This window comes from Streptomyces aurantiacus (genome assembly GCF_027107535.1).
Classification (GTDB): domain Bacteria; phylum Actinomycetota; class Actinomycetes; order Streptomycetales; family Streptomycetaceae; genus Streptomyces.
Genome location: NZ_CP114283.1, coordinates 6,680,231 through 6,696,196, shown reverse-complemented (window position 1 = coordinate 6,696,196; position 15,966 = coordinate 6,680,231). Strand labels below are relative to the sequence as shown.

Below are 15,966 nucleotides of genomic sequence, written 5' to 3'. Positions count from 1 at the left end.
TCCCGCTTTCACGACGATGCTGAAAGTTAGTTTCAGTTCACGGCTTTTGACTGTCAATAAGTTTCACCCGTGCTGGTCGGCGGCTGATGCCGTCGCCTCTCGTCCTCCGGTGTCACCCCTCACGGCAACAGGTGTCCCGACCAGGCTCCATCGCGCCTCCGGGAGGACTAGGCTCAAGGCCTGTACGTCGTTTGGGCGACCTGGGGAGGTAGCGGGATGACGGAGGCACGGCCGGGTACGGCCGCCTCGGCACCCCTCTGGGAGCGCGACGCGGAACTCGCCGCGGTCGCGGAGGCCGTCGACGCCCTGTGCGCCGGCTCCGCGGCGGGCAGCCTGCTGGTGTTCACCGGTGAGGCGGGCATCGGCAAGACCGCCCTGCTCGGCCAGGTCCGCGCCGTCGCGGAAGGCCGCTGCACGGTTTGGTCGGCCCGCGGCGGCGAGACGATCACGTCCGTCCCCTTCAACGTCGTACGGCAGTTGCTCCAGCCCGCGCTCATCGCGCTGATGCCCGACGAGGCCCGCGAGTACTTCGGCGACTGGTACGACATCGCGGGACCCGCGCTCGGGATCGCGGAGCCGGGCGCGCGCCAGGCCGACCCGCAGGGCGTGTGCGACGGCCTGGTGGCCGCCGTGCGCAGACTCGCCCGCCGCGAGTGGCCGCTGGTGCTCCTCATCGACGACGCCCACTGGGCCGACCAGGAGAGCCTCCACTGGCTGGCGGCCTTCGCCGAGCGCCTCGACGACCTGCCCGTCCTCGTCGTGGTCGCCCGGCGCCCCGGGGACGCCACCGGCGACAGCGCCCGCCACCTCGACGCGATCGGCGCGCTGGCCCACCCCATGCCCGCCCTGCGCGCCCTGACTCCGGACGCCACGGCCGGACTCACCCGCGCCACGCTCGGCGCGCACGCCGATGCCCCGTTCTGCCGGGAGGTGTGGGCGGTCACCGGCGGCAACCCCTACGAGAGCGTGGAACTCCTCGCCAAGGTCCAGGACAGCGAACTCGACCCCGTCGAGGACTCGGCCGCACAACTGCGCGCCCTGAACCGCTCGGCGCGCGGCCGCGGACTGGTCGACCGGCTGGAGGGACTCGGCGTCGACGCCACGAAGTTCGCCTGGGCGGCCGCCATTCTCGGCACGCAGATCTCCCTGGAACTGGCGGCCGAACTCGCCGGAATGCAGCGGGACGAGGCGGAGCGCTGTGCGGCACGGCTGAGCGTGGCCCGCATCCTCACCGAGGCCGACCGGACGTCCGGCCAAGCGGCCGACCGCGACCTGGAGTTCGTCCATCCGCTCATCGCCACCGCCGTCTACCGCTCGATCCCGGACGCGCTGCGCACCGCGATGCACGGCGTGGCCGCCTCCGTCGTCACCGCGTCGGGGCTCGGCGCCGCCGCGGCCTCCCGCCATCTGCTGGAGGTCCATCCGGACGACGACCCCGAACTCGTCGAGCAGCTGCGCGAGGCGGCCCGCGAGCATCTCGCCGTCGGCGCCCCGGACGCGGCCCGCCGCTGTCTGGAGCGCGCCCTGCTGGAACCGCCGCTTCCCGAGGTCCACGCGCGCGTGCTCTACGAACTGGGCTGCGCCACGCTCCTCACCTCGCCCGCGACCACGATCGGGTACCTGCGGCAGGCCCTCACGGTGCACGGTCTGGAGGAGGAGCTCCGGGTCGACGCGGTGTGCCGGCTCTCCTCGGCGCTCGTCCACAACGACCAGCTCGAGGAGGCCGTGGCCACGGTCGACGCGGAGGCCGACCGGCTGGAGCCGGGCCCCGCCCGGATGCGACTGCAGGCCGTGCACTACATGTGGGAGGGCATCCACGCCGGCGAGGAGGACGCGCCCGGCCGCTCCCGGCGTCTGGCCCGGCTCGTCGAGCCGCTCACCGGCCGCGACAACTCCGAGCGCGCCCTGCTCATCCTGCGCGCCTTCGACGCGATGACCCGCGGGGAGAACGCCGAGGAGGTCGCCGAGCTCTGCGACCGTTCACTCGTCAACGGCAGGCTCGCGCCGGGCCTCGGCTGGACCGACACCGAGTGGAGCTTCGAGCTCCTCATGATGCTCGGCATCTCGTACACCTACGCGGACCGCCTCGACCGCGCCGAGAGCCTCTTCACGGAAGCCCGGCGGACGTACGAGTCCGCCGGGTGGAGCGGCGGCCATCTGGCCCTCGCGCACGCCTTCGGCGGGTACGTGCTCCGCAGACGGGGCCGCCTCAAGGAGGCCGACGAATCCCTGCGCGAGGCCCTGCGCCTCGCGGACCGGGTGGGCCGCGGACTGCCCATGCACTGGTCCGCCGCGTGCATGCTCATCGACACCCTGCTCGCCCGCGGCCGGGTCGGCGAGGCCGAGGAGATCGCCGAGCGGTACGCCTTCGAGCCGCCCCACCCGTCCACGATCGTCCTGCCGGACACCCACTCGATAAGGGGCCGCCTGCTCATCGCCACCGGCCGCGTCGAGGAAGGCGTGAACGAGCTGGAGACCGCCGAGAAGCTGTCCGAGGCCCGCGGCGGGCACAACACGGTGATGGCGCCCTGGGCGGGAGACCTCGCCCGGACCCTCGCCGTCCAGGACCCGCGTCGCGCCGCGGAGGTGGCCGCCGACGCCCGCGTCCAGGCCGAGCGCTTCGGCACCGACACGGCCATCGGCGAAGCCCTGCGGTGCGCCGCCGCCCTGGAGACCGGCCAGCGCTCGGTCACGCTCTACGCCCAGGCCGTCACGTACCTCGAAGCGTCGCCCTGTGCCTACGAACACGCCGCGGCCCGCGTCGAGTACGGCATCGCGTCCCGCTCCGTCACGGAGATCAACCGCGGTCTGACCCTGGCGCGTTCCTGCGGTGCGGACGGCCTGGTGGCACGGGCCCGCGAGGCACTGGACCCGGGACGCGTCGCCCGCTGACTGCCGAGGCTCCGTACGTGAGTACTCCGGAGCACCACTGGGGCACCCGCCCGCGCGTTCAGTGGCGGTACGGGCACTGCCATGGGCCCGACCGGCGGGTCACCCCTCCTCGGCGAGCACCCGCTGGGCCACGGCGAACGCCGAGTTGGCCGCCGGAACACCGCAGTACACGGCGGTCTGCAACAGCACCGCGCCGATCTCCTCCGGCGTGAGCCCGTTGCGGCGGGCGGCGCGGACGTGCATCGCCAGCTCGTCGTAGTGTCCGTGCGCCACGAGCGCCGTCATCGTGATCATGCTGCGTTCGCGGCGGGCCAGCGTCTCGTCCGTCCAGATCTCACCCCACGCGTACCGGGAGATGAAGTCCTGGAACCGTGCCGTGAACGCCGACTGCCGTGCCTGTGCCCGGTCCACGTGCTCGTCGCCGAGCACCTGCCGCCGTACCTCCATCCCGCGCCTGGCGCCACCGTCGAAGTGCGCGCGCAGCGCCGTGAGGACGGCCCGCGGGCACTGGGCGGGCGCGAGGTGGGAGGCGCCCGGGATCTCCACCAGCGCGGCGCCCGGCACCGCGTCCGCGATCTCCCGCAGATGCGCGGGCGGGGTCGCCGGGTCCTCGCGCCCGGCGACGAGCAGCGTGGGAACGCCGATGCGCGGCAGCTCCGCCCGGAGGTCGAAGGCCGCCAGCGCGTCACAGCACGCGGCGTACGCGTCCGGGTCCGCCGACCGGTGGTCCTCGACCAGCGCGGGAACGGTGAACCCGGGCGTGAACCAACGGGAGTCGGCGCTCTTAGCCAGCTCGGCCAGTCCCTCGTCCCGTACGCGCGCCGCCCGCTCCTCCCACGGCTTCGAACCGTTGAAGTGCGCGGAGGAACAGATCACGGCGAGCTTCTCCACCCGCTGCGGGTGGTGCACCGCGAGATGCAGTCCCACCGCTCCGCCGAGCGAGACACCGGCGTACGAGAACCGGTCGATGCCGAGCGAGTCGGCGAGCGCCAGCACCAGCGCGGCGAGGTCGGCGACGGTCGCGCCCGGGCCGATCAGACCGGCGGGGGAGCCGCCGTGGCCCGGCAGGTCCCAGCGCACGATCCGGTGGGTGACGGAGAGTTCGGGCGCGACCTTGTCCCACAGCGCCGTCGATGTGCCGAGGGAGGGGCCGAGGAGCAGCGGCGGAGCCGTCGCGGGCCCCTCCGCGCGATGGTGGAGCAAGGTGCCGTCGGGCAGGGGCGGTCGGCTGGTCAACGTCGCTCCAGTGCACGGTCGGTGAGGGTTCCGGCGGAGCCGGTGTACCGGGTGGGGTCGGTGAGGGCCGCGAGGTCGAGGTCCTCCAACTCGGGTTCCGCCGCGAGGAGTTCCAGGAGGGGAAGGTCCTCGGCGGTGGCCCGCCGCGCGGCGCGCGTGAGGACGTCCCTGGCTCGGGCGCGCCCGAGCACCGGTGCGAGTCCGGCGGACAGCCGCTCGGAGACGATCAGGCCGTGGGTGAGGTCCAGATGGGCGCGCATCGCGTCCGTGTGGACGTGCAGGCCCTCGGTCAGCTCGGCCGCGTCGCGCGCCGCCCCGCCCGCCAGGCGCAGCAGGTCGCGCAGCGGTTCCCACTCGGCGTGCCAGGCGCCGGCGGGCCGTTCGTCCTCGGCCGCCATGGACCCGTACAGCGTCGCCGCGAGCTGCGGTGCCCGGCGGGCCGCGGCCGCGACGAGCGTGGCGCGCACCGGGTTCGCCTTGTGCGGCATGGCGGAGGACCCGCCGCCCGTGCCCTCGCTCAGCTCGCGGATCTCCGTGCGGGCGAGGGTGAGTACGTCCGCGGCGGTTTTCCCGAGGGCGCCCGCGGTGAACGCGAGGGCTCCCGCCAGGTCGGCGACGGGGGTGCGGAGGGTGTGCCAGGGCAACACGGGCGCGGCGAGGCCCAGTTCACGCGCGTACGCCTCGACGAGACCTCGGGTGTCCGGGGCGCCGTACGCGGTGAACGCCGCCAAGGTGCCTGCAGCGCCCCCGAGTTGTACCGGCAGGCCGTCCCGCACGGCCTGGACGCGGTCCCTGGCGTCCAGCACCAGCGACCGCCAGCCCGCCGCCTTCAGACCGAAGGTGGTCGGCACGGCGTGCTGGGTGAGCGTGCGCCCCGGCATGGTCGTGTCCCGGTGCTCGCGCGCCAGCCGGGCCAGCGCGCGCTCCGTACGGGCGAGGTCGGCCAGGACCGGGTCGAGCGCCCGGACCGCGACCAGCATCGCGGCGGTGTCCATGATGTCCTGGCTGGTCGCGCCCCGGTGGACATAGGGGGAGTGCTCGGCGTCGACCGCCGCGCTCAGGTCGGCGACCAGCGGGATCACGGGGTTGCCGCCGGCCCGCGCGCGCAGCGCGAGCGCGTGGACGTCGAACCGTGCCGCGTCGGCCGCGGCGGTGACCGCGTCGGCGGCCCCGGCCGGGGCCATGCCCAGCGAGGCCTGCGCTCGGGTGAGTGCCGCCTCCGCGTCGAGAAGAGCCTGCAGAAAGGCGCCGTCGCTCGTGGCGGCTTCGGCGGGGGAGCCCGCCCGCCCCGGGGCGAGGAGCCCGGCGTCGTCACCGGCGGGACCGCTCGGACGGACGGGATCGCCGGAACCGGTAGGGTCGGCAGCTGTCACTGGAACTCCAGGAAGACCGTTTCGCCTTCGCCCTGAAGGCGGATGTCGAAACGGTACGTCCGGTTCGGGCCCGCGGTCGCGACCAACGTGGCGCGCCGGTCGGCCGGCAGCGAGTCGAGCAGCGGGTCCGCGCCGTCGGCGAGGTACGCGCGGGTGAAGAGGTGGTGCGTCAGACCGCGGGCGAACACACACACGCCGACGTACGGCAGCCCGGGGTTGCCCGGCGGCAGCGTGTGGAGCGCGTAGTGCCCGTCGGCGTCCGTGGGGACCCGCCCGTAGCCGGTGAAGTCGACGCCGTTGCGGCCCACGAAACCGCCCGTCGACGGATCGCGGCGCATCGAGCCGGGGGCGCCCTTCAACGAGCCGTCGGGCGCCGCCTGCCAGAAGTCGAGAAGGGCGTCGGGGATCGGCGTGCCCGCGCCGTCGAGCACGTACCCGTGCAGGCTGATCGCGTCCGGATGGTTCAGGGGCGCGACCTGGTCGCCGCCCGGGAAGGGAAGCGCGTGGCCGTAGAACGGGCCGATGGTGTGGGACGGGGTGGGGAGCAGTCGCTCGGCCATGGTCAACGGCCTTCCTCGATCCAGGTGGCGGAGGGACCGTCGAGGACGATGTCCCATGAGTAGCCCATCGAGAAGCCGGGCTGCGAGAGGTCGTGGTCGTAGGCGGCGACCAGCCGGTCGCGGGCCGCCTCGTCCGTCACGGACTGCAGGATCGGGTCGTACCGGAACAGCGGGTCGCTCGGGAAGTACATCTGTGTCACGAGCCGCTGGGTGAACGCCGTGCCGAAGACCGAGAAGTGGATGTGCGCGGGCCGCCACGCGTTGGTGTGGTTGCCCCACGGGTACGGGCCCGGCTTGACCGTGGTGAACGAGTACCGGCCCTGATCGTCCGTCAGGGTCCGTCCCACACCGGTGAAGTTGGGGTCGAGCGGCGCCGGGTGCTGCTCGCGCAGATGGGCGTACCGGCCGGCGGCGTTGGCCTGCCAGATCTCGACGAGCTGGCGGCGCACGGGACGGCCCTCGCGGTCGAGCAGCCGGCCCGAGACGGTCATCCGCTCGCCGATCGGCTCGCCCCGGTGCTGGAGCGTCAGGTCGCTGTCGTGCTCGGTGATGTCGGTGACGCCGAACACCGGGCCCGACAGCTCGACGGTCTCCGGGTCGCCGCCGCTCACGGCGACCAGCGGCTGCTTCGGGTGGCGCAGCAGGGAGCTGCGGTAGGGGGCGTAGTCGCGCCGCGGGTGGTGCAGGACCGGGGCGCCGCCGGCGACCGCCTTGGCGTACGACTCCTGGTGGTCGCTGATCTCCTGGTCGATGTCCGGCTGGGTGAGAGTCATGAGGGTTCCTAACGCTCCAGTACGAGGGCGAGGCCCTGGCCGACGCCGATGCAGAGAGTGGCGACGCCGACTCCCGATCCCCGGCGGGCGAGTTGGTGGGCGACGGTCCCGGCGAGGCGGGCGCCGGACGCGCCGAGGGGGTGGCCCAGGGCGATGGCGCCGCCCTGCGGGTTGAGGACGGCCGGGTCGAACTCGGGCCACTCGGCGACACAGCCGAGGACCTGGGCGGCGAAGGCCTCGTTCAGTTCGAGAGTCGACAGGTCGTCGAACGTCTTGCCCGCCTTGGCGAGTGCGCGGTGGACGGCTTCGACGGGGGCGAGGCCGAAGTAGTGCGGGTCGAGCGCGGAGACACCGGAGGCGGACACGCGGGCGAGGGGCTCGCGGCCGGTGGCCCGCAGGCCCTCCTCGTCGACCAGCAGCAGGGCGGCGGCGCCGTCGTTCAGGGGCGACGCGTTGCCCGCGGTGACCGTGCCGTGCTCGGGGCGGAACGACGGCTTGAGCCTGCCCATCGCGGCGAGGGAGGTGTCGGCGCGTACGCACTCGTCGGCCGCGAACGCCACCGGGTCGCCCTTGCGCTGGGGAACGGGGACGGGAGCGATCTCGGCGTCGAACAGCCCCGCGGCCTGGGCGGCGGCGGCCTTGCGGTGACTGGCGAGGGCGTACTCGTCCTGCTGCTCGCGGGTGATCTTGTGCTTGTCGGCGATGAGCTCGGCGGACTCGCCGAGCGGGACGGTCCACTGCGGGTCCATCCTCGGGTTGACCATGCGCCAGCCGAGCGTGGTGGAGTACAGCTCGGTGTGCCCGGCCGGGAACGGCCGGTCGTTCTTCGGCAGCACGTAGGGGGCGCGGGTCATGGACTCGACGCCGCCGGCGAGGGCGACCGAGGCGTCGCCGAGCGCGATGGCGCGGGCGGCCTGGATCACGGCCTCGAGGCCGGAGGCGCACAGCCGGTTGACGCTCACGCCCGGTACGGAGGTGGGCAGACCGGCGAGGAGGGCGGCCATGCGGGCGACGTTGCGGTTGTCCTCGCCGGCGCCGTTCGCGTTGCCGAAGTACACGTCGTCGATGCGGGACGGGTCCAACTCCGGGGTACGGGCCATGAGTTCGCGCAGGGCGTGGGCGGCCAGGTCGTCCGGTCGGACGGCGGCGAGAGTGCCGTTGTACTTGCCGAACGGGGTACGGACGGCGTCGACGATGTAGACGTCCTTCACGACTGGGTCTCCTCGGTGAGCTCGTCGGCGATACGGATCTTCGCGGCGGTCTTCGCCACGATCTCCTCGACCGTGACACCGGGCGCGGTCTCGACGAGTACCAGGCCGTCGCCGGTGACGTCCAGGACGCCGAGGTCGGTGATGACGCGGTCCACGCAGGCCTTGCCGGTCAGCGGCAGCGTGCACTCGTCGAGGACCTTGGGCGATCCGTCCTTGGCGGTGTGGGTCATCACGGCGATGACGGTACGGGCACCGTGCACCAGGTCCATCGCCCCGCCGATCCCGGTGATCATCTTGCCGGGGACGGCCCAGTTGGCGAGGTCCCCGCCCGCGGAGACCTGCATGGCACCCAGCACGGCGACGTCGATGTGCCCGCCGCGGATCATCCCGAACGACAGCGACGAGTCGAAGTAGGAGGCGCCGGGCAGGACGGTGACCGTCTCCTTGCCCGCGTTGATCAGGTCGGGGTCGACCTGGTCCTCGGCCGGGTACGGGCCCGTGCCCAGGATGCCGTTCTCGGACTCCAGGATCACCTCCACGCCCGGCGGGAGGTGGTTGGGGATCAGCGTCGGCAGCCCGATGCCCAGGTTCACGTACTGCCCGTCGGCGAGTTCGCGTGCGGCGCGAGCGGCCATCTCTTCCCTGCTCCAGGCCATTACCGGCTCTCCGTCCCTCGTGCAGGCGCGGAGACCGTGCGCTGCTCGATCTTCTTGTCCGCCGCCTGCGCCGCGGTGAGTGCCACGACCCGCTGCACGAAGATCCCGGGCAGATGCACCGCGTCGGGATCGATCCCGCCCGGCTCCACCAGCTCTTCCACCTCGGCGATCGTCACCCGTCCGGCCATCGCGGCGAGGGGGTTGAAGTTCCGGGAGGACTTGTTGAAGACGAGGTTCCCGTGCCGGTCGCCCTTCGCGGCCCGTACCAGGGCGAAGTCGGTGCGGATGCCGTGCTCCAGCACGTACGGGGTGCCGTCGAACTCCCGGACCTCCTTCGGCGGCGAGGCCAGCGCGATGCCGCCGTCACCGTCGTAGCGCCAGGGCAGCCCTCCGTCGGCGACCTGCGTGCCCACCCCGGCGGGTGTGTAGAACGCGGGGATGCCGGCCCCGCCGGCCCGCAGCCGCTCGGCCAGGGTGCCCTGCGGGATCATCTCGACCTCCAGCTCCCCGGCGAGGTACTGCCGCGCGAACTCCTTGTTCGCGCCGATGTACGAACCGGTGACGCGGGCGATGCGGCCCGCCGCCAGGAGCACCGCGAGGCCGGACTCCATCGCCCCGCAGTTGTTGGACACCACGCCCAGGCCCGAGACCCCGCGCTCGTACAACGCCTCGATCAGTACGTTCGGCACACCGCTGAGGCCGAAACCGCCGACGGCGAGTGTCGCGCCGTCGGGAACATCGGCCACAGCCTCGGCGGCTGTGGCGACCACCTTGTCCATCTGCGAAGCCTCATCTCTCCCGAACGTCCCGCGGCCCCGATTAGTCAGGGCACTGAGCATTTCTTCGAGGTTTCGAACACGCTGCCATTCCGGCCGTGAACCGTCAAGACCTGGGGTAGATGGCCTGACGGGAGTCTCGACGCAAGGCGAGACAGGGCGTGCGACTGCCCGGTATCGTTCAGTGCACCAACGATTTAGGAGCGCTCATGGCCGCGGTGGATCTCTCCGCCCACCCCGGGCACCTGGCCCGGCGGCTGCAGCAGGCGCACTACCTGCTGTGGAACACGATGGTCTCCGAGGAGATCACCTCGCCCCAGTTCGCGGTCCTGAACGCCCTCGTCGCCGAACCGGGGCTCGACCAGCGCACGGTGGGGGAGCGGGTGGGCCTCGACCGGTCCACCATCGCCGAGGTCATCAGCCGTCTCGGCCGGCGCGGCCTCCTGGGCAAGGTCCGTGACCCCCAGGACGGCCGCCGCTTCATGCTGCGCCTCACGGACGAGGGGGTACGCGTCCACCGCAAGCTGACGGTGCGGACGGCCCGGATGAACCAGGTCTTCCTGGCTCCGCTCTCCGGCGAGGAGCGGACCCTGTTCTTCGATCTGATCCAGCGGGTCTCGGACGCGGCGGAGGGGCTCCGCAATCCCGGCGGTCCGGGGGAGCCCCTCGTCACCCAGCGTTAGCACTCCACCAGGGGGTGCCCCGGCCGGGGAATGCTGTGCCCGGCGAGGTTCACGCCTTCGCGAACACCACCCACACCTGGCCCTTCGCGAAGTTCAACGGCGCGCCGTCGGCCGTCGTGAACTGCGTGCCCTCCGCGGCCGAGGGCCGCTTCCAGGCGGCGTCGAAGGCCTTGCCGTCGCGCAGTACCTTCGCCGTACCCGAGCCCACGGTCTCCGTGTAGGGCGTGTTGTTGCCGAGGTAGTCGTGGAACCGGGACTTGCGGACCTTCACGTACTGCACGACGACCGTGGAGGCCGCCACCCGCTTGCCGCCGGTCGTCACGGTCGGCGTCCCGTCCATCGACACCAGCCAGCTCTGCCGGTCCCCGGACCAGTCGAAGGTGAAGCGGGCCGCCGGGAAGCGGACCGTGCGCGTGCTCTCGGCCTTGCCCCCCGCGGGCGGCGCGCCGTACCGGAATCCCGTCGTCAGGGCGTCGGCCCCCGGAGCGGAGGCCAGCAGCCGCTGAGGGCGCAGATAGAGGTTGTGCGGCTGGGGCCGGTCGGTGCCGCGGTAGTACGCGGACGCCTTCTCCTCCGGCAGGGCGGTGTGCAGCGGCGCCCTGTCGATCAGCGGGAGCAGCTTCCCCTGGGCACCCGAGAAGGCGAGGGTGGGTTCGTGGAACTGGCGCAGCAGCTCCAGGTCCGACTCGCGCGCGCTGCGCACCGGGCCGACCGCCTCCGGCAGCCGGGTCGCGTACACCGCCATCAGCCGGCTGAGACCGCCCTCCACCTGCTCGGCGTACACGAGGTCCGCGGCGTCCAGGCCGGTCTGGGGCCGGGCTCCCGGCACGTTGTCGATCTTCACGACGAGCGGGGAAGCGGTCCTGGGTGCCGGGCTCGGCGGCGGGCTGCTGCCTTCCGCGGTGCTGTCCGTGCGCGGCGGCATCTTTCCGCGTCCGTCGTCGAGGGGGTCGTTGCGCGTGCAGCCCGACACCACCGCCCCCACCAGGAGCGTCGAAATCAGTGTCGTCGTCATGGCGGCGCGTCTCGTACGCCCCGTGCGTCTCATGCCCAGCGTGGCCACCGTGCCCCGTTTCGTTGTTTATCAGGTTATCGGTTCAATGAGGGATTACCCAATGAGCCAAGATCGAAGGCGCGCGCTGGTCCAAGCGGGTCACGGGTGCGGTCGTGCGGCTGTGGCGGGTCGGCCGGGCGGTGCGGCGGCAGGCCGATTTCGCCGTACCCGGGATCGGTACCCAACCGCCCTGCGCTGTAAGGGTGTTGGAGCCGGGTGCGGGCGTGGGCGGCCGGAGCCCCTCGATCCGGTTCGCCGCGGATGGCGGCGCGGGTGTGTTCGCCCGGAAGGCGCACGCCGGTGGGGCCGCTCAGTCCTGCGGACCCAGGATGTCCGCCAGGTCGTAGCCGACCGGCTCCTCCAGCTGGGCGTACGTGCAGCTCTCGGGCGTACGGTCGGGGCGCCAGCGGCGGAAACGCGCCGTGTGCCGGAAGCGCTCGCCGTTCTCCATGTGCTCGTACGCGACCTCGCACACCAGCTCCGGCCGCAGCGGTGTCCAGGAGAGGTCCTTCTTGCCGGTCCACCTGCTGGGCGCGCCCGGCAGCCGCGCCGACTCGTGGGCCGCCTCCTCGGCCCAGGCCGCCCACGGGTGCCCGGCGGCCGACTCCATGCGCAGGGGTGCCAGCTCCGCGATCAGCTCCTCGCGCCGCTTCATCGTGAAGGCGGCACACACTCCCACGTGCTGCAACGTACCCCTGGCGTCGTGCAGGCCGAGCAGCAGCGAACCGACGACCGGTCCGCTCTTGTGGAGCCGGTAGCCCGCGACCACCACGTCCGCCGTGCGCTCGTGCTTGATTTTGAACATCAGACGTTCGTCCTGCCGGTAGCGCAGGGTGAGCGGCTTCGCGACCACGCCGTCCAGCCCGGCGCCCTCGTACTGCTCGAACCACCGCCGCGCCACCTCGATGTCCGTGGTCGCCGGCGCCACGTGGACGGGAGCCGTGCTGCCGGACAGTGCCGACACCAGCAGCGCCCGCCGGTCGGTCAGGGGGACGTCCACCAGTGACTCGTCGCCCAGCGCGAGCAGGTCGAACGCGACGAACGACGCGGGATTCCGCTCGGCGAGCGTCCGTACGCGGGAGGCCGCCGGATGGATGCGCTCGGTGAGGGCGTCGAAGTCCAGCCTTCCACCGCGCGCGATCACGATCTCGCCGTCCAGCACGCAGCGCTCGGGCAGCCGCTCCCGCAGCGCCTCCACCAGCTCGGGGAAGTACCTGACCAGCGACTTCGTGTTACGGCTGCCGATCTCGACCGCGTCGCCGTCACGGAAGACGACCGCCCGGAAGCCGTCCCACTTCGCCTCGTAGTGCATGCCCGGCGGGATCCTCGCCACGGACTTGGCGAGCATGGGCTTCACGGGCGGCATCACCGGCAGATCCATGCTCCGATTCTGCGCGGATGCGTCAGGATTCGCCCGGCATGAAAGCTCAGACCGGATATGCGGGGAATGGGCGATACGCCTACCGTGGCTCGCATGGGAGACGCGGTGGAGCTGGAGGCGGCGGGCAGGACGGTACGGCTGTCCAGCCCGGACAAGGTCTTCTTCCCGGAGCGCGGCTTCACCAAGCGGGACCTCGCCGAGTACTACATCGCCGTCGGCCCCGGCATCCTGCGCGCCCTGCGGAACCGGCCCACGACCCTCGAGCGCTACCCGGACGGGGTGGCCGGCGAGTCCTTCTTCCAGAAGCGGGCGCCGAAGAACATGCCCGACTGGATCCCCACCGCCCACATCACCTTCCCGAGCGGCCGCAGCGCCGACGAGATGTGCCCCACCGAGGTCGCCGCCGTCGTGTGGGCCGCCCAGTACGGCACGCTGACCTTCCACCCCTGGCCGGTACGCCGCGACGACGTCGACCGGCCCGACGAACTGCGCATCGACCTCGACCCGCAGCCGGGCACCGACTACGCCGACGCGGTCCGCGCCGCCCGCGAGCTGCGCGAGGTGCTCCACGAGTACGGGGACCTGCGCGGCTTTCCCAAGACCTCCGGCGGCCGCGGGCTGCACGTCTTCGTACCGATCGAGCCCCGCTGGACCTTCACCCAGGTCCGCCGGGCCGCCATCGCCGTCGGGCGTGAGCTGGAGCGCCGGATGCCGGACCAGGTCACGACGGCCTGGTGGAAGGAGGAGCGGGGCGAGAAGATCTTCGTCGACTACAACCAGACGGCCCGGGACCGCACCATCGCCTCCGCGTACTCCGTGCGTCCCCACCCGCATGCCCCGGTGTCGGCGCCCCTCACCTGGGACGAGGTCGGCGAGGCCGTACCCCGGGACTTCGACCTGGCCACCATGCCCGCGCGCTTCGCCGAACTCGGCGACGTGCACGCGGACATGGACGACCACGCCTACTCCCTCGAAGCCCTGCTCGAACTCGCCAGCCGTGACGAACACGACCACGGCCTGGGCGATCTGCCATACCCGCCCGAGTACCCGAAGATGCCGGGCGAGCCCAAGCGGGTACAGCCGAGCAGGGCCAAGAAGGAGAGCGGACCCGCACCCTCGTGACGGCCGCGACCGCCTCACGGCCGCGACCGCCTCACGGTCGCGGCCGGCCGAGGCCTACAACTCCTTGATCCGGATGTCGCGGTACGAGACCACGTCCGTCGTGCCGTGCACCTGCAGTCCGAGATAGCCGGAGGCGAACCGCCGCCCGTCCGTGCCCGGGTCGTCCGAGCGCGGCGGGGTGAAGTCCTGACCGCCGGTGTTGTCGAACTCGTTGATCAGCACGCCGTTGCGGTAGACCGAGTAGTGCTGGTCCACCACACGGATCTCGTAGTCGTTCCAGGTGCCCTTCTGGGTGACACCGGCACCGGCCAGACCCACCCGGTCGAAGCCGTAGAGCGAACCGGTCTTGTACATGTCCCCGCTGGGACTGTCGAAGACCTGCACCTCGTGCCCGTACTTGATGGCGACCCACTCGGGCCGTGACTCCTCGGGGTGGTTGTGGACCCCCGGGAACCGTACGAAGACACCGGAGTTGGCGTTCCCCGTGCCCGGCGCGTCGTCACGCCACTGCAGCTTCAGCGAGAAGTCCCCGTACTTGCGCTCGGGGAACCACAGCATGCCGAGACCGGCCTTCGAGGTGCCCGACGTGATGGTCCCGTCGGCGTTCAGGCCGAACGAACCGCCGCCCACCTGTTGCCACTTGTCGAAGGACGCCTGCGTGCCGTCGAGGATCGTCCGGTAGCCCTCGGTCTGGCCGGGCTCACCGATGCCCGACTGCTTGGCCGCCTTGTTGATCAGCTTGTACTCGCGCTGGACGACGACACCGTCATCGAGGAGAGAGTCCAGGACCGTCTTCACGTGCTTGAGGAACAGCGCGTGGGACGTCCACTCCTTCTCGTCCTCGATCAACTCGTTGATACGGCAACGGCTGTTGGTGATCCTGTTCGGCACACCCGAGTCGACCGTGCCGACGATGACCGTCAACCGCTCGTCGTACTCGGCGCAGTTGGGCGCCGGCACACCGCCGCCCGGGGCGACCGTGAAGCTCACCGTCCGGGCGTCCGAGGTGTTGCCCGCCTTGTCGCGCGCCCGGTACGCCACGGTGTGGGCGCCCACGCGGTCGACCACCACCGGGGCGGTGTAGGCGAGGTACGGCCCGCCGTCGAGCGAGTACTCGATCGCGGCGACCCCCGAACCGTGCGCGTCGGTGGCGGTCACCGTCACCTTGGCGCTGTTGATGTACGCCCCGGCCGAGTTCTTCGTGCCCTCGACCCCGACGCCGGTCACCGGGGGCGTCTTGTCCTCGGCGGGCGGTGCGACGACGGTGAACGAGACGGACTTCTCGGCGGCCGCGTTGCCCGCCTTGTCCGTCGCCCGGAACCGCACCTTGTGCGCGCCCACCGCGTGGACCATCACGGGGGCCGTGTACGGCTGCCACGCGCCAAAGTCACCGAGCGCGTACTCGATGGTGTTGACGCCCGAGCCGGTGTCGGAGGCCGTCACCGTGACCGTCGCCATGGAGAGGTACTCGCCCTGCGGGTTCTTCTCTCCGGTCACGGCGGCGGACGTCTCGGGAGGCGTCCTGTCGTCCGTCGGCGGTGGCACCACCGTGAACTGTTCGGTCTTCTCGGCGGCCATGTTGCCCGCCTTGTCGACCGCCCGGTAGCGGACCTTGTGGGCACCGACCTGATCGACCACCACGGGAGTGGTGTACGGCTGCCAGGCACCCGCGTCACCGATCGCGTACTCGATCCGCTCCACGCCCGAACCGGCGTCCGTCGCGCTGAGCGTCACGGCCGCCGAACCGACGTACGCGCCGTCGGCGTTCTGCGTGCCGTTCACGTCCGCCGCGGTCTCGGGCGCCGTCGTGTCCTCGCCGGTGCCCTCGGTGACCACGAGGATGCCCTGCATCTGGCCGTGGCCGGGGATGGTGCAGTAGTAGCGGTAGCGGCCGGGTGTGAGTGTCACCTCGGCCGTGTGCCTGCCGCCCTGGTCGTCGTTCGGGTTGGCCAGGATGTTGAGCGGGACGTCGTTCTGGTACTCCGGGTCGGACACGTCGAACGTCAACGTGTGCGGCATGCCCATGGTGTTGCCGGTCGCCTCGCTGTTCTCGAAGACGATCGTCGTCGGGCCCGCGACCGCCGTGGCGGGTGCGGACACGTACTTGGTGATGTCGTCGCCGGCCGTCCACGTGAGTGTCTGCGCGGCCGCCGCCGCGTCGGCCGGAGTGCCGTCGCTCTGGCCGGACGCCGAGGTGGAGGAGAGCCCCAGCACCATCAGCAGCGACGCCAGCAGCGCCGTCCACAGCC

At 72.1% G+C, this 15,966-nt stretch carries 13 protein-coding genes; 3 read left to right on the top strand and 10 right to left on the bottom strand.

The features are described 5' to 3' along the window. Positions 1–216 precede the first annotated feature (216 nt). Positions 217–2,892, top strand: coding sequence for an ATP-binding protein (locus tag O1Q96_RS31835; RefSeq protein WP_269251437.1), 2,676 nt, complete (start codon positions 217–219; stop codon positions 2,890–2,892). A gap of 99 nt (positions 2,893–2,991) precedes the next feature. Here the strand turns inward: O1Q96_RS31835 and pcaDC are convergent, their stop codons facing one another. Genes pcaDC through O1Q96_RS31800 form a run of 7 tightly spaced genes read right to left on the bottom strand, consistent with a single transcriptional unit; the run spans position 2,992 to position 9,480 of the window. Continuing rightward, positions 2,992–4,128, bottom strand: coding sequence for a bifunctional 3-oxoadipate enol-lactonase/4-carboxymuconolactone decarboxylase PcaDC (pcaDC, locus tag O1Q96_RS31830; protein WP_269251436.1), 1,137 nt, complete (start codon positions 4,126–4,128; stop codon positions 2,992–2,994). After that, positions 4,125–5,501 (bottom strand): 3-carboxy-cis,cis-muconate cycloisomerase, encoded by a 1,377-nt coding sequence (gene pcaB / locus O1Q96_RS31825; protein ID WP_269251435.1) that lies wholly within the window; start codon positions 5,499–5,501, stop codon positions 4,125–4,127. Before pcaB ends, pcaDC begins: the two co-directional genes overlap by 4 nt. Next, positions 5,498–6,061, bottom strand: coding sequence for a protocatechuate 3,4-dioxygenase subunit alpha (gene pcaG, locus O1Q96_RS31820; protein WP_269251434.1), 564 nt, complete (start codon positions 6,059–6,061; stop codon positions 5,498–5,500). Before pcaG ends, pcaB begins: the two co-directional genes overlap by 4 nt. A gap of 2 nt (positions 6,062–6,063) precedes the next feature. Then, positions 6,064–6,834 carry a protocatechuate 3,4-dioxygenase subunit beta gene (pcaH, locus tag O1Q96_RS31815; protein WP_217455274.1) on the bottom strand — a complete coding sequence of 257 codons (771 nt, stop codon included), beginning with the start codon at positions 6,832–6,834 and terminating at the stop codon, positions 6,064–6,066. 8 nt (positions 6,835–6,842) lie between these two features. Beyond that, positions 6,843–8,045 carry a thiolase family protein gene (locus O1Q96_RS31810; RefSeq protein WP_269251433.1) on the bottom strand — a complete coding sequence of 401 codons (1,203 nt, stop codon included), beginning with the start codon at positions 8,043–8,045 and terminating at the stop codon, positions 6,843–6,845. Continuing rightward, complete coding sequence (locus O1Q96_RS31805; RefSeq protein WP_269251432.1) at positions 8,042–8,701, bottom strand: CoA transferase subunit B; 660 nt, start codon at positions 8,699–8,701, stop codon at positions 8,042–8,044. The genes O1Q96_RS31810 and O1Q96_RS31805 overlap by 4 nt, the downstream gene beginning before the upstream one ends. Continuing rightward, complete coding sequence (locus O1Q96_RS31800) at positions 8,701–9,480, bottom strand: CoA transferase subunit A (RefSeq protein WP_269251431.1); 780 nt, start codon at positions 9,478–9,480, stop codon at positions 8,701–8,703. Before O1Q96_RS31800 ends, O1Q96_RS31805 begins: the two co-directional genes overlap by 1 nt. 206 nt (positions 9,481–9,686) lie before the next feature. On the opposite strand from O1Q96_RS31800, the gene O1Q96_RS31795 reads away from it, so the two are divergent. Continuing rightward, the gene (locus tag O1Q96_RS31795; protein ID WP_217455278.1) at positions 9,687–10,160 is read left to right on the top strand and encodes a MarR family winged helix-turn-helix transcriptional regulator; all 474 of its coding nucleotides are present in this window, start codon (positions 9,687–9,689) and stop codon (positions 10,158–10,160) included. Positions 10,161–10,209: 49 nt separating this feature from the next. On the opposite strand, the gene O1Q96_RS31790 is transcribed toward O1Q96_RS31795, so the two are convergent. Next, positions 10,210–11,175 carry a DUF3048 domain-containing protein gene (locus O1Q96_RS31790; protein ID WP_269251430.1) on the bottom strand — a complete coding sequence of 322 codons (966 nt, stop codon included), beginning with the start codon at positions 11,173–11,175 and terminating at the stop codon, positions 10,210–10,212. Positions 11,176–11,524: 349 nt separating this feature from the next. Continuing rightward, entirely contained in the window at positions 11,525–12,595 is a 1,071-nt protein-coding gene (locus O1Q96_RS31785) for an ATP-dependent DNA ligase (RefSeq protein WP_269251429.1), read from the bottom strand. Positions 12,596–12,688: 93 nt separating this feature from the next. Between O1Q96_RS31785 and ligD the strand changes: the two genes are divergently transcribed. Next, a complete protein-coding gene (gene ligD, locus O1Q96_RS31780) occupies positions 12,689–13,717 on the top strand; it encodes a non-homologous end-joining DNA ligase (protein WP_269251428.1) in 1,029 nt (342 codons plus the stop codon). Between the two features lie 54 nt (positions 13,718–13,771). On the opposite strand, the gene O1Q96_RS31775 is transcribed toward ligD, so the two are convergent. Further along, positions 13,772–15,964 carry an OmpL47-type beta-barrel domain-containing protein gene (locus tag O1Q96_RS31775; protein WP_269253807.1) on the bottom strand — a complete coding sequence of 731 codons (2,193 nt, stop codon included), beginning with the start codon at positions 15,962–15,964 and terminating at the stop codon, positions 13,772–13,774. Between the last annotated feature and the right edge of the window lie 2 nt (positions 15,965–15,966).